Source organism: Cupriavidus sp. MP-37 (assembly GCF_020618415.1).
In the GTDB taxonomy this organism is placed as follows: domain Bacteria; phylum Pseudomonadota; class Gammaproteobacteria; order Burkholderiales; family Burkholderiaceae; genus Cupriavidus.
Genome location: NZ_CP085344.1, coordinates 3,565,036 through 3,588,063, shown reverse-complemented (window position 1 = coordinate 3,588,063; position 23,028 = coordinate 3,565,036). Strand labels below are relative to the sequence as shown.

At 69.4% G+C, this 23,028-nt stretch carries 19 protein-coding genes; 5 read left to right on the top strand and 14 right to left on the bottom strand.

What is annotated here, in order from left to right:
* Positions 1-4 precede the first annotated feature (4 nt).
* Positions 5-1,279, top strand: coding sequence for a DUF2957 domain-containing protein (locus LIN44_RS16490; protein WP_227312982.1), 1,275 nt, complete (start codon positions 5-7; stop codon positions 1,277-1,279).
* An 81-nt stretch (positions 1,280-1,360) separates the two neighbouring features.
* Positions 1,361-2,200 (top strand): OmpW family protein, encoded by an 840-nt coding sequence (locus tag LIN44_RS16485; RefSeq protein ID WP_227312981.1) that lies wholly within the window; start codon positions 1,361-1,363, stop codon positions 2,198-2,200.
* Between the two features lie 115 nt (positions 2,201-2,315).
* On the opposite strand, the gene LIN44_RS16480 is transcribed toward LIN44_RS16485, so the two are convergent.
* From LIN44_RS16480 to LIN44_RS16470, 3 genes are all read right to left on the bottom strand, one after another.
* Entirely contained in the window at positions 2,316-3,803 is a 1,488-nt protein-coding gene (locus LIN44_RS16480; protein WP_227312980.1) for an efflux transporter outer membrane subunit, read from the bottom strand.
* Between the two features lie 2 nt (positions 3,804-3,805).
* Entirely contained in the window at positions 3,806-6,958 is a 3,153-nt protein-coding gene (locus LIN44_RS16475) for an efflux RND transporter permease subunit (RefSeq protein ID WP_227312979.1), read from the bottom strand.
* Between the two features lie 72 nt (positions 6,959-7,030).
* Positions 7,031-8,281, bottom strand: coding sequence for an efflux RND transporter periplasmic adaptor subunit (locus LIN44_RS16470; protein WP_227312978.1), 1,251 nt, complete (start codon positions 8,279-8,281; stop codon positions 7,031-7,033).
* Positions 8,282-8,899: 618 nt separating this feature from the next.
* On the opposite strand from LIN44_RS16470, the gene LIN44_RS16465 reads away from it, so the two are divergent.
* Entirely contained in the window at positions 8,900-9,643 is a 744-nt protein-coding gene (locus LIN44_RS16465; protein ID WP_227312977.1) for a TetR family transcriptional regulator, read from the top strand.
* A gap of 15 nt (positions 9,644-9,658) precedes the next feature.
* Here the strand turns inward: LIN44_RS16465 and LIN44_RS16460 are convergent, their stop codons facing one another.
* Positions 9,659-10,861, bottom strand: coding sequence for an ABC transporter substrate-binding protein (locus tag LIN44_RS16460; protein ID WP_370641587.1), 1,203 nt, complete (start codon positions 10,859-10,861; stop codon positions 9,659-9,661).
* A gap of 200 nt (positions 10,862-11,061) precedes the next feature.
* Between LIN44_RS16460 and LIN44_RS16455 the strand changes: the two genes are divergently transcribed.
* Both LIN44_RS16455 and LIN44_RS16450 read left to right on the top strand, forming a co-directional pair.
* Positions 11,062-11,736, top strand: coding sequence for a response regulator (locus LIN44_RS16455; RefSeq protein WP_115663486.1), 675 nt, complete (start codon positions 11,062-11,064; stop codon positions 11,734-11,736).
* A gap of 1 nt (position 11,737) precedes the next feature.
* Complete coding sequence (locus tag LIN44_RS16450) at positions 11,738-13,195, top strand: sensor histidine kinase (protein ID WP_227312976.1); 1,458 nt, start codon at positions 11,738-11,740, stop codon at positions 13,193-13,195.
* A 178-nt stretch (positions 13,196-13,373) separates the two neighbouring features.
* Here the strand turns inward: LIN44_RS16450 and LIN44_RS16445 are convergent, their stop codons facing one another.
* The 10 genes from LIN44_RS16445 to LIN44_RS16400 form a co-directional block, all read right to left on the bottom strand.
* Positions 13,374-14,861, bottom strand: a complete 1,488-nt coding sequence (locus LIN44_RS16445; RefSeq protein WP_227312975.1) for an NAD(P)/FAD-dependent oxidoreductase — start codon at positions 14,859-14,861, stop codon at positions 13,374-13,376.
* A 67-nt stretch (positions 14,862-14,928) separates the two neighbouring features.
* The gene (locus tag LIN44_RS16440; protein ID WP_227312974.1) at positions 14,929-15,825 is read right to left on the bottom strand and encodes a patatin-like phospholipase family protein; all 897 of its coding nucleotides are present in this window, start codon (positions 15,823-15,825) and stop codon (positions 14,929-14,931) included.
* A 17-nt stretch (positions 15,826-15,842) separates the two neighbouring features.
* On the bottom strand, positions 15,843-16,256 hold the full coding sequence (locus tag LIN44_RS16435; protein ID WP_092315439.1) for a PaaI family thioesterase: 414 nt from the start codon (positions 16,254-16,256) through the stop codon (positions 15,843-15,845).
* Between the two features lie 52 nt (positions 16,257-16,308).
* Positions 16,309-17,367, bottom strand: a complete 1,059-nt coding sequence (locus tag LIN44_RS16430; RefSeq protein ID WP_227312973.1) for an AbrB family transcriptional regulator — start codon at positions 17,365-17,367, stop codon at positions 16,309-16,311.
* Between the two features lie 114 nt (positions 17,368-17,481).
* A complete protein-coding gene (locus LIN44_RS16425; protein ID WP_183284855.1) occupies positions 17,482-18,996 on the bottom strand; it encodes a tripartite tricarboxylate transporter permease in 1,515 nt (504 codons plus the stop codon).
* A 28-nt stretch (positions 18,997-19,024) separates the two neighbouring features.
* Positions 19,025-19,498: a tripartite tricarboxylate transporter TctB family protein gene (locus LIN44_RS16420; RefSeq protein WP_227312972.1), complete on the bottom strand. Its 474-nt coding sequence runs from the start codon at positions 19,496-19,498 to the stop codon at positions 19,025-19,027.
* 264 nt (positions 19,499-19,762) lie between these two features.
* Complete coding sequence (locus LIN44_RS16415; RefSeq protein ID WP_227312971.1) at positions 19,763-20,731, bottom strand: tripartite tricarboxylate transporter substrate binding protein; 969 nt, start codon at positions 20,729-20,731, stop codon at positions 19,763-19,765.
* A 585-nt stretch (positions 20,732-21,316) separates the two neighbouring features.
* Positions 21,317-22,123, bottom strand: coding sequence for a ChaN family lipoprotein (locus tag LIN44_RS16410; protein ID WP_227314420.1), 807 nt, complete (start codon positions 22,121-22,123; stop codon positions 21,317-21,319).
* Between the two features lie 40 nt (positions 22,124-22,163).
* On the bottom strand, positions 22,164-22,511 hold the full coding sequence (locus LIN44_RS16405) for a DUF2149 domain-containing protein (RefSeq protein WP_092315451.1): 348 nt from the start codon (positions 22,509-22,511) through the stop codon (positions 22,164-22,166).
* Positions 22,508-23,017: a MotA/TolQ/ExbB proton channel family protein gene (locus LIN44_RS16400; RefSeq protein ID WP_227312970.1), complete on the bottom strand. Its 510-nt coding sequence runs from the start codon at positions 23,015-23,017 to the stop codon at positions 22,508-22,510. Before LIN44_RS16400 ends, LIN44_RS16405 begins: the two co-directional genes overlap by 4 nt.
* Positions 23,018-23,028 lie beyond the last annotated feature (11 nt).

Here is a 23,028-nt window from a genome sequence, read left to right as displayed (position 1 = left end):
AATCATGCAGCCCAATCGAACGATCCTGCCGCGCCCATCGACCGTGCCGGCGCGCGCGCTGGCCGTGGCCGCCACCGCCATGCTTGCCGCCTGCGGCGGTGGCGGCGGCGGCGACGACGCCCCGGCCACGCCGACGGCCGCGCAGACGCGCCTATGCCCGGCCACGCTGGACTACAACACCACCTTCACCGGCGGCACCGGCTCCGGCGAACTGGTCAAGGTGCAGATCGACACCACCCAGAAGACCTGGCAGGTGACCTTCCTCGATTCGTCGGTGCCGCGCCAGACCGGCACCGTCCAGCCCACGCGCAGCGACCCCACCAACGGCCTCAACGTGATGCGCGGCACGCTCAAGGCCGAGACCGGCCTGCCCACCGAGAAGCTGAACCAGTGCGCGTTCGAGCTGAGCGGCGCCAGCCTCGATCCCAACCGTCCGGCCAAGCTGTTCGTCGGCGAAGGCGTCGCGGGCGGCACCATCCCGGGTGCGCGGATCCAGTTCAACGGCGTGCTCGGCGCCGGCGCGGTGCCCGATACCACCTTCCCGTACTTCCAGTTCATCGGCTTCGCGCAGACTGAGACCGACCTGTCGAAGATCGCCGGGCAATACCACGGCTTGGGCTTCCACGAGGTGCCGTCCAAGCAGTTCCAGCTGGTGGCGCAGGACTACCGCATGGCGCTCGCCGCCGACGGCTCGTTCACGGTCTGCGACAACGCTACCAACAGCTGCGAGCGCAAGGGCAACAACTTCGTGCCGCAGCCCAGCGGCGCACTGCTGTCGACCAACTACAAGGCCGAGAGCCAGCCGCCCACGCTGGGCAGCACGCTCGGCAAGGCCTACCTGATCGTCGGCAAGCTGCGCGGCCAGCTGGTGCCGATCATGATCCGCGTGGGCTATGCCAACGACTCGCTCGCCAACGGGCCGCTGGGCGCCGACGACGAGATCGGCATCGGCATGATGGCGCCCGCGGTGGCGGTCACCGAGGGCACGGTCAATGGCGAATACGTCGGCGTCGACAGCAACTTCAACTACCGCGTGACCGCGCTGGTCGGCGCCGCCGCGACCATGATGGATCCGTTCCGGCCGTCCGATGCGTCGCTGGCGATCCCGTACCGGCTCGACTTCTCGCAGCAGGTGCCGGGCGTGGTCCGCACCTCGCGCCGCGAGGCACCGGCGGGCTCGGCGCCGACCGGCAAGCTGATGTTCACCGGCGGCGTGTTCGGCTTCCTCGAGCAGCGCGACAACGGCCCGTACTTCACCGTCGGCGCGTTCGTGCAATAAGCCGGCCCAGGCCCGGGGCCATCGCAGCCCCGGCGCTTCCATCGATGCATCACCAGTGACTTCACTGCCCGGGGACACAACATGAAGACCTTGCACCTGACGCTTGCGCTGGTGCTGGCCGCGCTGGCCAGCATCGCCCTGCCTGCCCACGCCCAGAAGAAGGGCGACAACGTGGTCTCGGCCGGCTGGTTCCATATCCGGACCCACGGCCAGAGCGACCCGCTCACCACCTCGCTGCTGGACGTGCCGATCAACTATCCGCTCGGGCTGCCGTCCAGCTTCACCGCGCCGGGCAGCAGCATCTCTTCGTCCAACGCCAATACGCTGGGGCTGACCTTCAGCCACTTCGTCACAGACCATATCGCCATCACCGCGGTGGGCGGCATCCCGCCCGAGTTCAAGCTCTATGGCCACGGCGAACTGATCCCGCCCGGACCGGCCGGCGCGCTCGGCCGCCAGAGCCTGGGCGACCCGTCGCTGAACCCGATCATTACCAAGGCGCGCCAGTGGAGCCCGGCGGCGATGGTGCAGTACCACTTCCTGGAGCCGGGCACGCGCTTCCGGCCGTTCCTGGGGCTCGGGGTCTCGTACAACTTCTTTACCAACATCGAAGTCAATCCGGCCTTCGCCAGCTCGGTCAACAACAACCTCGGCGCCATCCTGGCGGCGGGCGCGGGCATTCCGGGACCGACTTCGGTCAGCGCCGATGCGTCGTCGTCGTGGGCACCGGTGTTCAATATCGGCGGCACCTATAACTTCGACGAACACTGGGGGCTGACGGCGGCGGTGACCTACATTCCGCTCAAGACGACGTCGACGATGACGATCAAGGCGGCCAACGGCACGGTGCTGTCGACTTCGAAGACGAAGCTGGAGCCGAATCCGCTGGTGTTCTTTTTGGCGGCTTCGTACAAGTTCTGAGGACGAAAAAAAACCAGTGGCGAGACCACTGGCTTCAGTCGCATAAACCGCTGCGGGTGTACTCCCTCTCCCGCAAGCGGGAGAGGGGAGCAAACCCTCGGCAAGCGATGCCGCGTTACTGCGTCACCGTTCCTTGCCCGGCCGCCGTACCCTGCTGCGCCACCGCACTGCTCTCCTGCAACCCGCCGCCCAGCGACCGGTACAGATCGATCGCATTGTTCAGCCGCAGTTGCCGCGCCTGCACCAGCGCCTGCTCCGCGGTGAACAGCTGGCGCTGTGCATCGAGCTCATCCAGGTAGCTCGACACGCCGCTGCGGAAGCGCAGCCGCGCCAGCTCGTAGCGCGCGGCTTCGGCGTTGCGCACCGCTTCCTGTCCGGACACCTGGTCTTCCAGCGTGCCGCGCGCCACCAGCGCGTCGGCCACTTCCGCGAAGGCCGTCTGGATGGTCTTCTCGTAGTTGGCGACCTGGATGTTCTTGCGCACGTTGGCCAGGTCCAGGTTGGAAATATTGCGGCCAAAGTCGAAGATCGGCAGCACCAGCTGCGGCGCGAACGACCACGCGCGTGTGCCGGCATCGAACAGCCCCGAGAACGTCGGGCTGATGGTGCCGCCGCTGGCGGTCAGCGTGATGCGCGGGAAGAACGCCGCGCGCGCCGCGCCGATATTGGCGTTGGCCGACAGCAGCAGCTGCTCGGCCTGGCGGATATCGGGACGCTGCTCGAGCAGGTCCGACGGCAGCCCCGGCGGGATATCGCTGATGATGCGCTCGTCCGACAGGCGCATCGGCTCGGGCAGGTTCTCGATGGTGCCGATGGGCTTGCCCACCAGCACCTCGAGCGCGTTGTGCGCCTGCGCGCGCTGGCGCGCCAACTGCGCCGCGGCGACGCGGGCCTGGGCCACCAGCGACTCGTTGTCGCGCAGGTCCAGTGCCGAGGTGGCGCCCGCCTCGAAACGCTGCCTGGCCAGGCCATAGGTGCTTTCGCGCGCCTTCAGCGTGTCGCGGGCAATCTCGTACTGCTCGGCGTAGGAACGTTCGGCCAGGTAGGCCTTGGCCACTTCCGACACCAGCGAGATCTGCGCCGAGCGACGCGCCTCTTCGGTGGCGAAGTACTGCGCCAGCGCGGCATTGGACAGGCTGCGCACGCGCCCGAAGAAATCGAGCTCGTACGACGAGATCCCCAGGCCCGCTTCGTAGATCTCGGTCACGCCGGGCTGGCCCAGCGCCGTGGCCGCCTGCGCGGCCGAGGTGCGGGCGCGGGTGTAGCCGGCGTTGGCGTTGACCGTGGGCAGCAGGTCGGCGCGCTGCACCTGGTACAGCGCGCGCGCTTCCTCGATGCGCAGCGCCGCGGTGCGCAGGTCGCGGTTGTTTTCCAGCGAGGTCGCGATCAGCGCCTGCAGGCGCGGGTCGCGGAAGAACTCGCGCCAGCCGATGTCGGCGGCGCGGCGGGTTTCGCCGCTCTTCACCTCGGCGGTGGCATAGCCTTCGGGCGCCGTCGGGAAGCTGTCTGCCACCGGCGGGGCAGGGCGGTCATAGTGGGGCGCCAGCGTGCACCCCGTCAGAACGCCGGCCACCAGCAGCAGTGTGGTCAGAGTCTTGGTCATGTTCAGATTTCCTCTTGGGGGTCGTGCCACTTCTGGTCCAGCATGCGCTGGCGGGCACTGCCCTTGAAGCGCTTGCGCACCACCACGAAGAACACCGGCACCAGGAAGATCGCCAGCACCGTGGCCGTGATCATTCCGCCCATCACGCCGGTACCGATGGCGCGCTGGCTGCCCGAGCCCGCGCCGGTGGCGATCGCCAGCGGCAGCACGCCCAGGATGAACGCCATCGACGTCATCAGGATCGGGCGGAAGCGCAGGTGCACCGCTTCCAGCGTGGCTTCGATCAGGCCCTTGCCCTGCGCCTGCAGGTCCTTGGCGAATTCCACGATCAGGATGGCGTTCTTCGCCGACAGGCCGATGGTGGCGATCAGGCCCACCTTGAAGTACACGTCGTTGGGCATGCCGCGCAGCGTCACACCCAGCAGCGCACCGAGCACGCCCAGCGGCACCACCAGCAGCACCGAGAACGGGATCGACCAGCTCTCATACAGCGCGGCCAGGCACAGGAACACGATGATCAGCGACAGCGTGTACAGGATCGGTTCCTGCGAGCCGGCCAGGCGTTCTTCGTACGACTGTCCGGACCACTCGAAGCCGAAGCCCGGCGGCAGCTTGGCGAAGTTCTCCTCCATCACGCGCATGGCTTCGCCGGTACTGCGGCCCGGCGCGGCCTGGCCCGCCAGCTTGACCGCCGGCATGCCGTTGTAGCGCTCCAGGCGCGGCGAGCCCATCACCCACTTGGAGGTCGCGAACGCCGCGAACGCCACCATGTCGCCGTTGCTGTTGCGCACGCGCAGCTTGGTCAGGTCGTCCGGCAGGCGGCGGTCGGCGCCCTCGGCCTGCACGATCACCTTGCGCACCCGGCCTTCATAGATGAAGTCGTTGACGTAGTTGGAGCCGAACGCGATCGACAGCGTCGAGTTGATGCTCGCCACGCTCACGCCGAGCGCCTTGGCCTTCTCGCGGTCGATGTCGATCTGCAGCTGCGGCGCGTCTTCCTGGCCTTCCGGGCGCACGCCCATCAGCACCGGGCTCTGCGCGGCCATGCCGAGCATCATGTTGCGCGCTTCCATCAGCTTGGCGTGGCCCTGGCCGGTGCGGTCCTGCAGGCGGAAGTCAAAGCCCGAGGAGTTGCCCAGTTCGGAAATCGCCGGCGGATTCAGCGGGAAGATGATCGCGTCCTTGATGAACGACAGCGCGCCGAAGGCACGGCCGACCAGGTCCTGCGCGGTCTCGCCCTCGCCGGTGCGTTCCTTCCAGTCCTTCAGGCGCACGAACGCGATACCGCCGTTCTGGCCGCGGCCGAAGAACGAGAAGCCCGCCACCGTGATCATCTGGTCCACCACCTTGCTTTCCTTCTGCAGGTAGTAGTCCTCGATCTGCTTGAGCACGCCGATGGTACGGTCCTGGGTGGCGCCGTTGGGCAGCTGCACCACGGTGATCATGTAGCCCTGGTCTTCGTCGGGCAGGAACGACGACGGCAGGCGCTGGAACAGCACCACCACGCCGGCGATGATGACCGCGTAGATGATCAGGTAGCGGCCGGTGCGCTTGAGGATGCGCGCGACCACGCCCTGGTAGCCGGTCGACGCCGTGGCGAAGGTGCGGTTGAACCAGCCGAAGAAGCCCTTCTTCTCGTGGTGATGGCCAGCCTCGACCGGCTTGAGCAGCGTCGCGCACAGCGCCGGGGTCAGCGTCAGCGCCAGCAGCGCCGAGAACGCCATCGAGGCGATCAGCGACAGCGAGAACTGGCGGTAGATGTTGCCCACCGAGCCCGAGAAGAACGCCATCGGGATGAACACCGCGGTCAGCACCAGCGTGATGCCGACGATGGCGCCGGTGATCTGGCCCATGGCCTTGCGCGTGGCTTCGCGTGGCGACAGTCCTTCCTCGCTCATGATGCGTTCGACGTTCTCGACCACCACGATGGCATCGTCCACCAGGATACCGATGGCCAGCACCATGCCGAACATGGTCAGCACGTTGATCGAGAAGCCGAACGCCAGCAGCGCGCCGAACGTACCCAGCAGCGCGATAGGCACCACCAGCGTCGGGATGATGGTGGCGCGGAAGTTCTGCAGGAACAGGTACATCACCAGGAACACCAGCACCACGGCTTCGAGCAGGGTCTTGATCACTTCCTCGATCGAGATCTTGACGAAGGCCGAGGTGTCGTACGGCACCGAGTACTCGTAGTCCGCCGGGAAGTTCTTGGCCAGCTCTTCCATCTTGGCGCGCACCGCGGTGGCGGTGGCGAGCGCGTTGCCGGTCGGGGCCAGCTTGATGGCGATGGCCGCCGACGGCTTGCCGTTGGTGCGGGCCTGGGTCGAGTAGTCGGCCCCGCCCAGTTCCACGCGGCCGACGTCCTTGATGCGCACCGACGACCCGTCCGGGTTGGTGCGCAGCAGGATGTTGCCGAACTGCTCCGGCGTGGTCAGGCGGCTTTCGGTGGTGACGGTGGCGTTGAGCTCGGTGCCCTTGGGCGACGGCGTGCCGCCCAGCTCGCCCACGGCGACCTGGATGTTCTGCTCGCCCACCGCGGCGGTGACGTCGGTCGGGGTCAGGTTGAAGCCGGTCAGCTTGGCCGGGTCCAGCCAGATCCGCATGGCGTACTCGGTGCCGAACAGGTCGGCCTGGCCCACGCCGGGCACGCGGCGGATCGAGTCGATCACCTGCGCCGAGACGTAGTTGCCGAGCTGGATCGCGCTGGCCGTGCCGGACTTGGACGACACGGTGAGGAACATCATGTAGTTGTTCCCGGCCTTGTCGACGCGCACGCCCTGCTGGCGCACTTCCGCCGGCAGGCGCGCTTCCACGCGCTTGAGGCGGTTCTGCACCTCGACCGAGTTCAGGTCGACGTTCGAGCCCGGCGCAAAGGCGATGGTGATGCTGGCCAGGCCGGACGACTCGCTGGTCGAGCTGTAGTAGAGCAGGTTGGGGGCGCCGTTAAGCTCCTGCTCGATCACCGAAGTGACGGAATCCTCCAGCGTCTTGGCCGACGCACCCGGATAGGTGGCGGTGACCGAGATCGTCGGCGGGGCGATGTTCGGATATTGCGCGATCGGCAACTGCAGGATCGACAATATGCCGCCCAGCACGATGATCAGCGCGAGCACCCACGCGAACACCGGCCGGTCGATAAAAAACTTGGCCATAAGACTGGCTCCCTCTTTGTCTAGCCCTGTGTGCCGCGGCGGCCGGCATCAGCCGCCGCGGCCCGGCGGTGTTCAGCCTTGCTTGCCCTCGGCCTTCCCTTCCTGCTTCGCTTCGGCCTTGGGCGCCGAGGCGGGAGCGGCGGAAGCCGCAGCCGGGGTCGCGGCCGGTGCCGAGGCACCCGCCTGCACGAACGGCACGGCCTTGGCCGGCGCGCCCACCTTGACCTTCTGCAGGCCCTCGACGATCACCTTCTCGCCGCCCTTCAGGCCTTCGGTCACGATCCAGCGGTCACCGATCGCCTGCGGCGCCTTGACCGGCACCGCCGCGACGTTGCCGTCGGCACCCACCACCATCACGCTGGCGCCCTGGGCGCCGCGGATCAGCGCGCGCTGCGGCACGGTCAGGGCGTTTTCATCGACGCCCTGCTCGATCTTCACGCGCACGAAGGTGCCCGACAGCAGTTCGCGGTTCGGGTTGGGGAACTGCGCGCGCAGCGTGATCGCGCCGGTGGTCGGGTCGACGGTCATGTCGGAGAACAGCAGCTTGCCGGTCTGCGCATACTCGCGCCCGTCCTCGACGAACAGATGCACCTTGGCGCCGCCGTTCAGCCCCTTGACCGCGCCGGACTCGATGGCGCGGCGCAGGCGCGTGACTTCGGAGGCGGGCTGGGTGAAGGTGACCCACATCGGGTCGACCTGCTCCACCAGCGCCAGCTTGGTCGCCTCGCCCTTGCCCACCAGCGCGCCTTCGGTCACCAGCGCACGGCCGGCGCGGCCGCTGATCGGCGCGGTCACGGTGGTGTAGCCCAGGTTGATCTGGGCGGTGCGCACCGCGGCCTTGGCCGAGGCCACGTCGGCGTTGGCCTGGCCGGCGGCGGCGACGGCGTCGTCGTACTCCTGCTTGCTGACCGCGTTGACCGCCACCAGCGGCTTGTAGCGGTCGGCCTTCAGGCGCGCCGACACGGCGTTGGCTTCGGCGCGCTGCAGCGCGGCCTGGGCCGACGCCAGCTCGGCCTGGTAGGGCGCGGGGTCGATGCGGAACATGACCTGGCCGGCCTTCACTTCGCCGCCTTCGGTGTAGTTGCGCGACAGCACGATGCCTTCGACGCGCGCCCGCACTTCGGCCGTGCGCACGCCTTCCAGGCGGCCCGGCAGTTCATTGACCACGGCGACCGGCGACGGCGTCACGGTGACCACGCCCACTTCCGGCGGCGGCGGGGCAGCGCCCTCGGCCTTCTTGTCGCCGCAGGCGGACAGCGCCACGGCCGACAGGGCCGCTAGTGCATAGGCTGCAACGCAACTGATACGTTGGGACTTCCTCATCGATAACCCCATGATGGCAATTTGAGATTCGCCGTGCCGCCCCGGGCTGTCATCGGACAAACGAGTACGACATGGCGCGCCGCAAGGCTTTGCGGCGGGCAAAAGCGTGATGCTAGCCACAAATCGCGGCGTCGCGGTGACGATTGCGACGAACGGTGGCTTTTATGTAACGACTGGATAAATTGACCGGCTGGCCTGCGGCAGGGGCGCCCGCCGTGCTGGGTAGGTCACAGAGGGCGGCTGGCCGAATGCCGGGCAAGCGCATATTATATATACATTCAAGCATGTATGTTAAGTTGATGTTGCGAAAGGGCCTTTCGACGCACAACCTGCGCAAAAAGGCACGGCAAGACGCAAAACCATGCCGCTCCATCGATCGGATCGGTACGAAATACGTGCAATCCACCCGGGATCAGGGCGCGAACCGCCGGCTCGGGTTAGGATGCGCGCCGTCGTGTCGGCTCGCAAGCTTGGCAATGCCCATCATGTGATGACAACGACCCGCCGCGGGCCCACGCCGCCGGCATGTGCGGCTGCCATGGCAGCCGCATCCGGGAGAGAACAACCAGGCCGGCCATGCGCGCAGATCGCGCCATGCCGCCGGTACCAGAGACAATCATGGTCAGACGCACCAAGGAAGAGGCGCTTGAAACGCGCCACCGGATACTCGACGCGGCCGAGGCCGTGTTCCACGCCCGCGGCGTGGCACGCCCGTCGCTGGCCGATATTGCCGAGGCGGCGGGGGTCACCCGCGGCGCCATCTACTGGCACTTCAAGAACAAGAGCGACGTGTTCGCCGCCATGTGCGACCGCGTCCATCTGCCGGTAGAAGCGCTGATCGAGCCGGAGCGGCTGGCGCGCCAGGAAGACCCGCTCGGCGGCATCCGCGACATCTGCGCCTATGTGATGCGCCAGACCGTGATCAACCCGCGCTGGCGCCGGGTCTTCGAGATCATCTTCCACAAGTGCGAAATGGTGCAGGACAACGGCGCCATCTTCGAGCGCCAGCGCCAGTCGCACCAGGACGGCCTGGTCAAGATGCGCGAACACCTGCGCCTGGCGGTGGAGCGCGGTCAGCTGCCCGCCGACCTGGACCTGGACCTGGCCGTCAACGCCTTCCATGCCGCGGTTGGCGGGGTGCTGGCGCACTGGCTGTTCTCGCCGCAGGACTTCAACCTCGACGCCAATGCCGAGCGCCTGTCCGACGCCTTCATCGATACCCTGAAGTTCTCTCCGGCGCTGCGCCACGGCTACGTGCCGCGCCCGATGGCCGAGCTGGACCAGGAGCTGTCCACGCTGTGCCGGCAGGCCTGCGCCGGCGCGCAGAACGGCAATCTCGATACTCCCGACCTGGTTCCCTGAGCCCGGGCGGCAACGCTAGCCGCGCATGGCTTCGCGCCAGCGCGCCAGGAACGCGCGCTTGCGCATCGCGTCCTGCGCCGCCAGTAGCCCCGGGCCGACGCTGATCGGCTTGAGCGCGTAGCCGAGCCGCTCCGACAGCGCCGCGGCGGTGTGCACGCTGTCGGTATCGGTGCGGATGGTATAGAGCTGCGAAGTCGACTTGGCCAGCAGCGCCTGGCCCTCGCGCGACAGCAGGTAGTCCAGCCACAGCCGCGCCGCATTCGGCCGCGGCGCGCGCCGCGCGATAAAGGCGACGCGCGACATCACCAGCGTGTAGTCGCTCGGGGCAATCACATCGATCGCCGCGCCGCGCTGCATCAGCGACAAGGCATAGGACCCGAGCAGGTTGTAGCCCATCACCAGCTCGCCGCTGGCAATGCGCTCGATCATCTCCGCGGTCGACGCCGACAGCTGCACCCCGGCCCGGCCCAGCGCCTGCGCCAGGTACCAGAACTCGGCGCCCATGCGCGCGTCCTGCTGCGCCAGCAGGTAGCCCACCCCCGAGCGCTCCACGTCATACGTCACCACCTTGCCGTGCCAGCGCGGCGCGTGCTCCTGCAGCAGCCGCGCCAGCCCGCTGCGGCTGCGCGGCGGGCGCATGCCGGCCAGGTGGTGGCGGTTGTAGACGATCACCGCGGGCTCGAAGGTGGTGCCCCAGGCCTCGTCGCGCCACACCGCCCAGCCCGGCAGGCCGGCACGCTCGGGCGAGGCGTAGCGCTGCGCATGGCCGTCGTTGACCAGCTTGATCTGCAGGTCCATCGCGGTGCTCCACAGCACATCGGCAAAGACCGCGTTGGGCGGCGGCGGCCGGCCCGACAGCGCGGCGCTCTCGGCCAGGAAGCGCTGGTTGAGCTCGACCGTATTGAGATCCTGGTAGTGCACGCGGATGCCGGGGTAGCGCGCCTCGAACGCGGCAATCAGCGGCCGCGCGACTTCCAGGTCGGTCGACGCGTACACCGTGACCATGCCTTCGCGCAGCGCGCCGGCAATGGTGGCGTCGTACCCCGACGGATACCCCGGCGGCGGTGCCGGCGGCCTGGACTGGGCATGCAGGGGCCATGCGGCGCCGCCCAGCAGGGCGGCGCCCAGCAGGCGACGGCGCTGTGCCGAGGCGGGCGAAGCGCAGGCGGACTGGCGCGGCTGGGATGGTCGGGACGGCTGGGACGAACGCGGCGACACGGTGCTCGGGACGGAGGGACTGCCGATGCCGCCGGAGAGCGGCGAGCGCGCCGGGAGCGGCGGGGCGAGGGTATTATAGGCGCCCGCGGCGGGCGCGCTCCATCGGTGCTGCCCCCGGTTTTGCGGGCGCTTTCCACGCTTTTCCCCGCGTGTGCGCGCCGCAACTAACATAGAACCAACCGGCACAGAAGGAGACCGGCATGCGCATCCTGCTGGTGGAGGATGAAGTCGAACTGGCGCGCTGGGTCGCCCGCGCGCTGGAGCAGGGCGGCTTTGTGATCGAGCACGTTGCCGACGGCCTGCAGGCCGAGGCGCGCCTGCAGGCCGAGGAATACGACGCCGTGCTGCTCGACCTGCGGCTGCCCGGCAAGGACGGGCTGGCCGTGCTCAAGTCCATGCGCGGGCGCGATGACCGCACCCCGGTGCTGATCCTGACCGCGCAGGACACCCTCGACGAACGCGTGCGCGGCCTCAACCTGGGCGCCGACGACTACCTGCCCAAGCCCTTTGCCATCGCCGAGCTCGAAGCCCGGCTGCTGGCGCTGATCCGCCGCAGCCGCGGGCGCGCGCATCCGCGCCTGCAGTGCGGCACGCTGGTGTTCGACGGCGAGACCCGCAGCTTCACGCTGGACGGCGCGCCGCTGGCGCTGACGCCGCGCGAATCGACGCTGCTGGGCGCGCTGCTGGCGCGCAGCGGCCAGCCCCTGACCAAGGCGCAGCTGCTCGACAAGGTGTTCTCGCTCGACGCCGATGTCTCGCCCGATGCGATCGAGGTACTGGTCTACCGGCTGCGCAAGAAGCTGGCCGGGCATGGCGTCACCATCGTCACGCTGCGCGGCTTCGGCTACCTGCTGGAGCCGGAGGCGAGGGGCTGAGATGCGGCACCCGGTGCTGCTGTGGCGCCGCGGCAGCCTGCGCCGGCAATTGCTGTTGCTGCTGCTGCCGGCGCTGGCGGCGATGATGGCGCTCGACACCTGGCTTACCTACGGCACCCTGCGCGACGCCGCCAACACCGCCTACGACCGCTCGCTCTACGGCTCGATCCGCGCCATCGACAACGCCATCGGCATGGCCGGCGACAACGTCCAGCTGACCCTGCCCGACGCCGCCATGGAGATCTTCGAGACCGCGGCGCAGACCCATGTGTTCTACCGGGTCTCGACCGAGCGCGCCGGCCAGGTCGAGACCGTGACCGGCTACAGCGACCTGCCGCTGCCGCGCGGCCCGCTGGTCAACAACCAGCCGCGCTTCTACGACGCCGAATACCTGGGCGAGGCGGTGCGCATTGCCGCGATGGCGCGGCCGGTGTACCGGCCCGACGCGCGCATGCGCGTGATCATCCAGGTGGCCGAGACCGCCGAGCCGCGCAGCGCGCTGATCGGCTCGGTGTGGCGCAGCGCGCTGGCGCGCGACCTGCTGCTGATCGTGCTGAGCGCCGCCATCCTGGTGGGCGGCGTCACCTATGTGCTGCGCCCGCTGGCGCGCGTGCGCGACGACGTCGAGGCGCGCTCGCCCGAAGACCTGACCCCGCTTGCGTTCGAGCGCGTGCCCGCCGAGGTGCGGCCGCTGGTCGACGCGGTCAACCTGCACGTGTCGCGCTCGGCCGCGATGGCGCAGTCGCAGGCACAGTTCATCGCCGATGCCGCGCACCAGCTGCGCACCCCCCTGGCCATCCTCAAGACCCAGGCCGAATACGCCCAGCGCCAACTCAACGCGCCCGACCCCGAAGCCGCCCGCGCCGCCGCCGGCGAAGCCGTGGGCGGCATCGTCACGCAGCTGGAACAGGCCGCGCGGCTGACCAACCAGCTGCTGGCGCTGGCGCGGGTACGCCAGCACCGCGCCGACGCCGCGCAGCCTGGCGAAGCCGGCGAAGGCATCGACATCATCGATGCCGTCACCGTGGCCGAGCAGGTGGCGCTGGACTACCTGCCGCTGGCGCGCGGCAAGCAGCAGGACTTCGGCTGGGAGCCGGTGCCGGGGCTGGCGCTGCCGGTGCGCGCCGACCCCGCGCTGCTGCGCGAGGCGCTGGCCAACCTGGTCCACAACGCGATCCAGTATTCGCCGCGCGGCAGCCGCATCACGCTGTCGGCAACGCGGTCAGGCGATCACGCCTGCCTGGTGGTCGAGGACGATGGTCCGGGCATTCCGGCCGAGGAACGCGAGAAGGTGTTCGCGCGGTTCTACCGGCGGGTGGGAAATGCGGAGCCGGGCTCGGGGCTGGGGCTGGCGATTTCGCGGGAGATGGCGGCGCGGTTCGGGGGGACGGTGGTGTTGGGAGAGGGTGCGCAGGGCACCGGCGTGCGGGCGGTCCTGAAACTGCCGGTCGGCGAATAACGCATTGCCACCAATTGTGGTCTCCCTCTCCCGCTTGCGGGAGAGGGTTGGGGTGAGGGCGGGCGCGTCGACGAAGTGATGCCTGTTGGTATGCCAGCGCCGGCCCTCACCCCCTGCCCCTCTCCCGCAGGCGGGAGAGGGGAGCAAACCGGCAGCAAGCCGGCTTCTCCGCCATCAACTACCCGAACAACTCCTCCGCCACCGTCGGATGCACCTGCACCGTCGTCTGCAGATGCGACTCCCGCACTCCCAGCCTTAACGCCACCGCCAGCGTCTGCACGATCTCGGGCGCCGCGTTATCCATCAGGTGCGCCCCCAGCACGCGCCCGCTGCGCGCGTTCAGCACCAGCTTGAACACCGACTGATGCGGCGTCCCGGCAAAGCGATGCTCCAGCGAGACAAAGCGCTTGATCACGGTGCGGATGCGCTCGGGCTTGCCGGCGGCCTCGATGGCCTGGGCTTCGGTCAGTCCCACCGCGCCGATGGCCGGCTCGCAGAACACCGCGGTGGGCACGAAGTCGAAATCCGCGCGTTCGCCGCGCCGCCCGAACAGCCGGTCGGCCAGCCAGCGGCCCTGCGCGGTAGCCACCGGGGTCAGGTGCAGGCCGTCGATGGCATCGCCCAGCGCGTAGACGCTGCGCACGCTGCTGCGGAACTGGCGGTCGACGCGGATGCCGCCGCGCTCGCCGAAGGCCACGCCCAGCGCTTCCAGCCCCAGGCCCTGCACATTGGAAACGCGCCCGATCGCCGCCAGCGCGGCCTGCGCGCGCACCGACTCGGTCTGGCCGGCGCGGCTGGGGTCGTTGGTGGGCTGGTAGCAGACCTCGACCGCGCCGTTGGCCTGGCTCAGCAGGTGCACGCGCGCGTTCAGGTGCAGGCGCACGCCGCGCGCGTTGAGCGTGTCGGCCAGCGCGGCGGCGATGTCATGGTCGAAATGCGGCAGCAGCCGTTCGCCGGCGACGATCAGGTCGACCTTGACGCCGTAGCGCGACAGGATCGACGCCTGTTCCACGCCGATATAGCCGCCGCCGATGACGGCAACCGACGCCGGCAGGCTCTGCCAGGTGAAGACGTCGTCGGAGCTCGCGGCCAGGTCGCCGCCGGGCACGTCGAGCGTGCGCGGCCGGGCCCCGGTGGCGATCAGGATGCGGCGCGCATGGATGGTCTCGTCGCCGACGCAGACTTCCTCCGGGCCGGTGACCCGGGCCTCGCCGTGCAGGACTTCCACGCCCGAATCGGTCAGGCGCTGGGTGTAGCCCACGTTCAGCCGCGCGACCTCGGCGTTGACGCGCACGATGGCGTCGCGCCAGTCCTCGTGCCCGCCGGTGTGCGACAGGCAGCCCGACAGGATCGCCGACCACGACGCGCCGTAGGACAGCATCTTCTTGGGCACGCAGCCGCGGTTGACGCAGGTGCCGCCGATGGCGTCGCGCTCGACCAGGATCACGCGCGCCCCGTGCGCCGCCGCGCGCCGCGCGCAGGCCACGCCCGCGGAGCCGCCGCCGATCACCACCAGGTCGGCCGTGCGCGCCTTGTCGTTGCGCCGGCTGCGGCCGCTGCGCGCGCGCGGCACCTGCTGCACCGGCGGCGCCGCGCTGACCTCGCGGGCACGCCGCGGCGCGCTGGTTCCCTGCACTATGGAAAGCGGTGTCTGGCGTTTGGTCATCCATGCCTCCTGTCGCGGCACGCGGGCCGCATCGACAATCATCAGGCCAGCGCCGGCAACACGGAAACTAGGCAGCGGGCCGCAGTTCGGTATTCAGGATCGACGGCCATTCGCGCAGGAAAGTTTCCCCGTCGCGGCGGCCCAGTTCATAGGCGTGCGTCATGGCCTCGGGCCGGGTGTAGTCCCAGCTCGAGATCGGCACGCGCTGCGAAGGCTGCAGGTACAGGCGGCGCTGGCCGCCTTGCTCCAGCACGAAGCGGCGCGGGCGCGGGTACAGCCGCGTGACCAGCACCAGCACATTGCCGGGCGCGGCATCGAGCGCGTCGACCGGGACGTTGTCGACCAGCCCGCCGTCCAGCACCGGGCGGCCGTCGCGGCGCAGCACGGGCGTAAACGGTGGCGTCGACGCCGACTGCAGCAGCAGGTCGGCCAGCTGCTCGGGCGAGGCGCAGTCCTGCGCGCGCACGAACTCGGGCCGGAACCCCAGCTTGCGCCCCAGCCGCGGGTGCAGCGTCTTGAGCACGTGCTTGTCGATGTTGTAGGCCAGCAGCCCGGCGGCCACCGCCAGGCGCGGGCCGCTCCAGCGCGGGATGTGCGCCACGCCGATGCGGATCTCGGGCGCCTGCTGCAGGTGCGCCAGGCGCCCGTCGGCAAAGATGGTCAGCAGCGCGGTGCGGTAGATGCCGTAGTGCGGGAACACGCGCTCGTTGCGCAGCAGGTTGCCCCAGTAGGCGTTGCGCCGGTTGCTGGCCAGCACCGCGCGGTAGTAGTCCATGGTCTGGTGCGAGTCGTGCGCATAGACCATGCAGGCGGTGGCCGCGCCGGCGGAGATCGCGGCGATCACGCGCGGGCGCAGCTGCAGTTCCGGCGCCACCGTGTCCCACCAGCCCGCCTGCCACCAGCAGCGGTTGCCGCCGCCGGCAAAGACGACCTGGTCGAAGGGATTGGCGTCAGCGCAATGCATGGGAGAGCCGGAGCGCGTCAGAGCAGGGCGTAGGTGGTGGTGGCCTGCACCGCCAGCTTGCCGTCGGTGCCGGTCAGCTCGATCTCGCCGAACACCACGGTCTTGCCGAGGCGCAGCACGTTGGCGCGCACCAGCACGTCGCCGTCGATCACCGGGCGCATGAAGTTGGTGGTCAGCGACACCGTGGTCATCGGCCGGAACGCGCCCAGCGCGCTGGCCACGGCGACGATCATGGCGGTATCGGCGGCGGACATCAGCACCTGGCCGCAGACCACGCCGCCCGCATGGCGGAACGATTCGCTGAACGGCAGGCGCAGGGTCACGCCCTGGGCATCGACGGCTTCGGCGCGCAGGCCGAGCTGGCGTACCCACGGCGCCAGCACGCGCTCGAGCGTGGCGTCGATGTCGGCAAGGGTCAGGGCTTCGGGCATGGTGCTCCTGGTTCTGTGTGGCCGCACCATGGCGGTCCCCTGTGGCGGACCGCTATTCCGTCTCCTCCGGCGCGACGCGATGTTTGAGGCAATGATACAGGGGCCCGGTGGCCAGCACCACGAACGCCATCCGGATCACGTGGAAGGCGGTCACCAGCGGCACCCCGACCTCGAGCACCTTGGCGGTGATGCACATCTCGGCGATGCCGCCCGGGGTGGTGCCCAGGATCACCGTGGCCGGATGCGCGCCCGACAGCGCCGACAGCCCCCAGCCGAACAGCGCCGACACTACCAGCGCCAGCACGGTGTACAGCGCCACCCCGGACAGGAAGCGCGGCGCGGTATGCAGGAACTCGCGCGAGAAGCGCACCCCCAGCGACACCCCGATCAGCAGCTGGCCGGCCCGGCTCATCCAGGTTGGGATGGCCGACAGCTCGATGCCGCAGGCGGTCAGCACCGCCGCCGCCAGCAGCGTGCCGATCACGAACGGGTTGGGCATGTTCAGCCGCTTCACCAGCAGCGCCACGCCCAGCGTAATCGCCACCAGCGCCAGCAGCCCGGGCGCGCTGACCACGCGCGGACCCGGGATATACGGGTCGAGCCCGTGGATGCCGCCGTACTGGAAGATCGCCGGCACCGTCACCACCACCATCAGCACCCGCAGCGAATGCGCGGCCGCGACCTGGTCGATGCGCGCGCCGTTGCGCTCGGCCAGGTTGGCCATCTCCGACGCGCCGCCGATGGCGGTGGAGAAGAATGCGGTCTTGAAAGCGACGCCGGTGGTCCGCCGCAGCAGCAGCGCGCCGCCGGCGCCCAGTGCCAGCGCGAACAGCGAGCCGGCCACGATGTACGGCAAGTACTCCACCAGCCGCGCCACCACGTCCGGCGTGAAATACAGCCCCAGCGAGGCGCCGATGACCCATTGGCCGGCATTGCGCGCCTGCGCCGGCGCGCGCAGGTCGGCGCCCCACATGCGCGCGGCGGCGACGGCCAGCAGCGGGCCGATCATCCACGGCAGCGGCGTTTGCAGCAGGGTGCAGAGCAGGGCGGCGGCCAGCCCGAGCGCCAGCGTGGGCAGCGCGGACAGCCAGCGGTTGGCGGCAAGCGGCATCGGTCAGCGGCCTGGCACGGGAGCGTCGGCGCTTGTTGTTGTGACGAAGGGAAGCAAAGAGGCCCGACGCCATGGCGCCGGGCCTCCGGAGAGACTATCGCATGCTAACGCCAATCACGCGGCGTTGTCTGCCTGCGCATGCGCGGTGCCGCGCCCGGCGTGCCAGCGCAGCAGGCGCGGGATCACCACCACCGCCACGGTCAGCGCCAGGATCGAGGCCGAAATCGGCTGCTTGAGGAACAGGCTCCAGTCGCCCTGGCCGATCGACAGCGCATTGCGCAGCTGCTTCTCCGCCATCGGCCCGAGGATCATGCCGACGATCACCGGCGCGGTGGGGAAGTCGAAGCGGCGCATCACCATGCCGAGCAGCCCCACCACGAACAGCAGCAGCAGGTCGAACCACGACTGGCGGATGCCGTACGCGCCCAGCCCCGCGAAGATCAGGATGCCGCCGTACAGCAGCGGCGTCGGCACGCGCAGCATGCGCACCCATAGCCCGATCGCCGGCAGGTTCAGCACCAGCAGCATCACGTTGCCGATATACAGCGACGCCAGCAGTCCCCACACCAGGTCGCCCGAGGTCTGGAACAGCATCGGGCCCGGCTGCAGGTTGTAGTTCTGGAACGCCGCCAGCAGGATCGCGGTGGTGTTGGAGGTGGGGATGCCCAGCGTCAGCAGCGGCGCCAGCGTCGCCGTCACGGCCGAGTTGTTGGCGGCCTCGGGGCCAGCCACGCCTTCGATCGCGCCGACCTTGCCGAACTCTTCCTTGTGGTCCGACAGCTTTTTCTCGGTAGCATAGGACAGGAAGGTCGGGATCTCGGCGCCGCCCGCGGGGATCAGCCCGAACGGAAAGCCGATGAAGGTGCCGCGGATCCACGCCGGCAGCGAACGCTTCCAGTCCGACCGGTTCATGTGGGTCGAGCTGAGCTTGTTGTAGGTGCTGGGCGGCTGCGGAAAGAACGCGTTGAACAGCGCCTCGCCCACCGCGAACAGGCCCACCGCGACCACCACGATGTCGATGCCGTCGTACAGCTCCTGCACGTTCATCGAATAACGCGTCTGGCCCGACAGCGAGTCCATGCCGATCAGGCCGATGCCCAGGCCCAGGAACAGCGCGGTCATGCCACGCAGCAGCGACGAGCCCAGCACCGCCGAGACCGTGGTGAAGGCCAGCAGCATGATCATGAAGTACTCGCCCGGGCCGAACTGCAGCGCCACGTCGGCCGCCACCGGCGCGAACAGCGACAGCATCACGGTGGCGATGGTGCCGGCCACGAACGAGCCGATCGCCGCGGTCGCCAGCGCCGGGCCGGCGCGGCCGTTCTTGGCCATCAGGTTGCCTTCCATGGCGGTGACCATGGTGGAAGACTCGCCCGGCGTGTTCATCAGGATCGAGGTGGTCGAGCCGCCGTACATCGCGCCGTAGTAGATGCCGGCAAACATGATCAGCGCCGCGGTGGGCTCGACCTTGGCGGTCAGCGGCAGCAGCATCGCCACCGTCAGCGCGGGGCCGATGCCCGGCAGCACGCCGATGGCGGTGCCGAGGAAGCAGCCCACCAGGGCCCACATCAGGTTGATCGGCGTGATCGCGACGGCAAAGCCGTGCATCAGCTGGTTCAGGGTATCCATGCGAAGACTCCTTGCGGGACGGGCGGGCTCAGAAGCCGGCGATGGGCAGCAGCGGCAGGTTGATGCCGAGCAGGAACTCGAACAGCGCCCACATCGGCACCGTGATGCACAGCCCGATGATCGCGTCGCGCACGACGCGGCGGCTGCCGTAGCCGCGCGCCACGCAGACCATCAGCAGCGTCGACGCCAGCACGAAGCCGAGCGTGCCGATCAGCGCCATGTTCAGCACCAGGCCCGCGGCGACCCAGACGAAACCGCCGAAGTTGTGCGGCGCGTTGGGCAGCTCGGCATCCTCTTCCGGCATGTTGCGGAAACCGCCGCGCACGCCCTGCCAGGTCAGCAGCGCGCCGCACACCGCCAGGCCCACCGCCACCAGCGTGGGCACGAAGCGCGGCGACAGGCCGGCGTAGCCCTCGTCGCCGGAGATGCCGGACAGCCCGAGGAAGAAGAACAGCGAGATCGCCAGCACGGCGATGCCGATGGCGAGGTGCGAGGGTTTCATGGAGACTCCTTGGGCCTTGGTCGCCAGCCGCGGAGGCTGGCATGCGCGACGCCGGCGGATGCTGCCCGCGCGGCGGCGGGGCCCAGTGACAGATGTTGTTGTCTTCGGTATCGCAGGTGGACACCGGGCCCCGCGCCGTGTTTCCGGCCACCGGGATCACCGGCGGCGTCGGCAGGCACGACAGGTAAAGCGAGAGGGATGCGTTAATGCGTTAAGCCATCAAGGCGGTATTGCAGGGCACTGCGGCCCCGCACGCCCACAGTGTTACTTGGCCACGCCCAGTTCGCGCAGCGTGGCGCCCAGGCGGGCCGATTCGCTGTCGACGAACTTGCCGAACTCGTCGCCGGTCAGCAGGAACGGGGTCCAGTCGTTCTTCTGCAGCGTGTCCTTCCAGGCCTTGCTTTCGGTGGCCTTGACCACGGCGTCGATCATGGCCTTGCGCTGCTCCGGCGTGGTGCCCGGGGCGCCGTATACGCCGCGCCAGTTATAGATCTCGACGTTGAGGCCTTGCTCCTTCAGCGTCGGGATATCGGCGACACGGTCCTTGGACGTGACCGCCAGCGCGCGCATCTTGCCGCTCTTGATGAAGGGCAGGAATTCCGACACGCCGGCGATGCCCACCGTCACGTGCCCGCCCATGATCGAGGCCGACGCTTCGCCGCCGCCCTGGAACGGCACGTAGTTGACCTTCTTCGGATCGACGCCGCTTTCCTTGGCGACCAGGCCGGCCAGGATATGGTCGATCGAGCCCTTGGAGCCGCCGCCCCAGCTGACGCTGCCCGGGTTGGCCTTGAGTTGCGTGGTCAGGTCCTTGATCGACTTGATCGGCGAGCTGGCCGGCACGGTGATGACCATGGTGTCGGCGAACAGGCGCGCGATCGGGGTGGCGTTCTTCAGCGTGACCGGCGGCTTGTTGGTCTCGATCGCGCCGACCATCACCGCGCCCACCACCATCAGCGCATTGGGGTTGCCCTTGTCGGTGTTGACGAACTGGGTCAGCGCGATGGTGCCGCCGGCGCCGCCCTTGTTGTCGTACGAAGCGGCCTTGGCCTGGCCCGCGGCGATCATCGCCGCGCCCAGCGAGCGGCCGGTCTGGTCGAAGCCGCCGCCGGGGTTGGCGCCGATCATGACCTTGACGTTGTCCATCGCGAAGGCAGGCGCGGCCACGGCAGCGGCGGCAAGGGTGGCCGATGCCATCACGGCATGGGCGAAGCGGAAATAGGTACGGCGCATGGCGGTCTCCTTGGTAATGCCGGTGATCGCTTGCCTGCGTTGGCTGCCGCGATCCGACCCGGGGGTTCCGGTGGCCTCGGCGTTGCGGGACGGGATTGGGGCCTGGGGGCGTGCGCAGCGGCGCGGCACCGGGCTGGTCTCCTGTCCGGCGCGGCAAGGGCTGGCCGGGACTGTTCTTGGATTTGGTGAACGTCAGACCGGAACTGCTGGTCTTGGGGCGGATTCTAGGCGGGGGAAACTGTCAAAAGGCTGTCAAATCGGGGGCGTTGGGGTTGGGGTTTACGTGGATGGTGGGGCGGGTATGCGGACGGCGCGACTTCGTGGCGGCGCCGGCCCTCTCCCCCAACCCCTCTCCCGCGCGCGGGAGAGGGGAGCGCTTGCGAGCGTTCTCAGCAAGCTCACACGCTCCGCACGCCGCCGGTTTGCTCCCCTCTCCCGCTTGCGGAAGAAGGGGGCGCAGGCGCAGGGATGCAGCCGGCTCGAACGCTTTCACATACCGCCGGTTTGCTCCCCTCTCCCGCTTGCGGGAGAGGGGCGGGGGAGAGGGCAGGCGCGTCCATGGCAACCGGTCCTGAACTCACCACCTCACCCCGCCGGCTTCGCCTGCAGGCACGGATCCTTGCGCTCGACCGCCGGCACCACCACTGCCAGGTCGAACTCGCCATCGGCCGGCGCGCTTTCCACATAGCCCACGCTGATCACCTTGCCGGCCTCGCCCGCAAGCCAGCGCGGCACCCCCACATCGCGCCGCACATGCCCGTTTCCCGCGATCAGCACCGCGCCGCGCGCGGCATGCGGCCGCAACGCCTGCGCCATCACCGCGTCGCGCGCGGCCTGTGCCGCCAGCATGCCGGGCAGCATCGCCTTGGGGAAATTGCCGCAGTGCCCGCGGTCGAGCACCGCGGTCTGCGCCGCCACCAGGTCCGGCGGCAGGGCGCCGGTCAGGCCAAGCCGGTGCCGCTCCTCAGCGGAAAACAGCCCGTCCAGCCCGCCGCGCACGATCTTGCCCGCGTCGGCGCGCGACAGGTTGGCGGCGACCAGCGGCAGATCGTATTGCAGCGCCAGCGCCACCACGGGCTGGTACAGCGGCCACTGCCAGGCGCCGCCGCCGGCCTGCGCGATCAGGTAGTCGGCATCGCGCGGGCGCTCGCGCCGGGCCCGGTCGATATCGGCCTGGCGCTCGCGGTCGAACTGCTCCATGGCGATGGCCGGGCGCCAGCCTTGCTCGAGCGCGCGCGTCAGCGCGTCGAGCCGCTGCCGCTGGCCGGCGGCGTTGTCGTGCACCTCGCCCAGCAACACGTAGGGCTTGCCGGCGAAGGCGGCGCTGACCGTGGACGGCGCCGGCCCCCGCGCAGCACAGCCGGCGGCCAGCACAGCGACAGCGGCCAGCATGGCGGCCGCGCACAAGCGGAATGAGATCACGCGGTTTCCCTTATCTGGTTTCAGTAGTCGGCACCGACGCCTGCGGCGCAGGCTGTTCCGGCACGTACACCATCGATCCGTCCTGCATCCGGTACGCCACCCCGGCCTTGATGCCGTCGCCGCTGCCAACCTGCCCGCTGGCCTGGTAGCGCACCACCTTCTCGCCCTGGCGCGACACGATCTCCATGTTCGGCTTGCCGGGATTCTTGATGATAGTCACGTCATCATGGGTGAACGGGTTGGCCGGGTTCTGCGCGATCGCCACCAGCAGCGCGGCGATCACCACCAGGAACACGTCGATCAGGTTCACCACCGACAGGATCGGATCGTCGGCCTCGCTCTCTTCCAGGAACTTCATGCGTCCACCTCCCATTGCGGCCGCGACTGCCCCAGCCACACCAGCTCCTCGGCCAGCCAGCGCCGGCGCACGTTGACCACCCAGAAGGTGATGCTGGCCGCGATCAGCGCCAGGATCACCGCGGAGAAGGCGATGGTGAGATTCTCGCCCACATTGGCCAGGTTGCCACCCGACAGCCCCTTCAGCGCCGGCCCCATCGGGATCATGGTCGCCACCAGCCCCAGCATCGGCGCCACGCGCGTGGCGATGCGGGGCCGCTCCAGCAGCCGGTGCGCGGCGACGTCGAGCGCGTCGGCATCGGCCACCTGGTGCTTGCGCGCCCACGCCACCAGCACATAGCCGCGCCCGCTGGCGATCGGGTGGCGCGCGCGCAGCCAGGCCTGCATGGCGAATTCGCCAAGCGCCCAGAAGGCGTACAGGAACAGCAGCGCGATCAGCGCCAGCGTCGGTATCAGGAACAGCTGGCCGACGTCGTACATCAGGGTTTCGAGCAGGGTGGGTGTCATGTCTGGTCTCG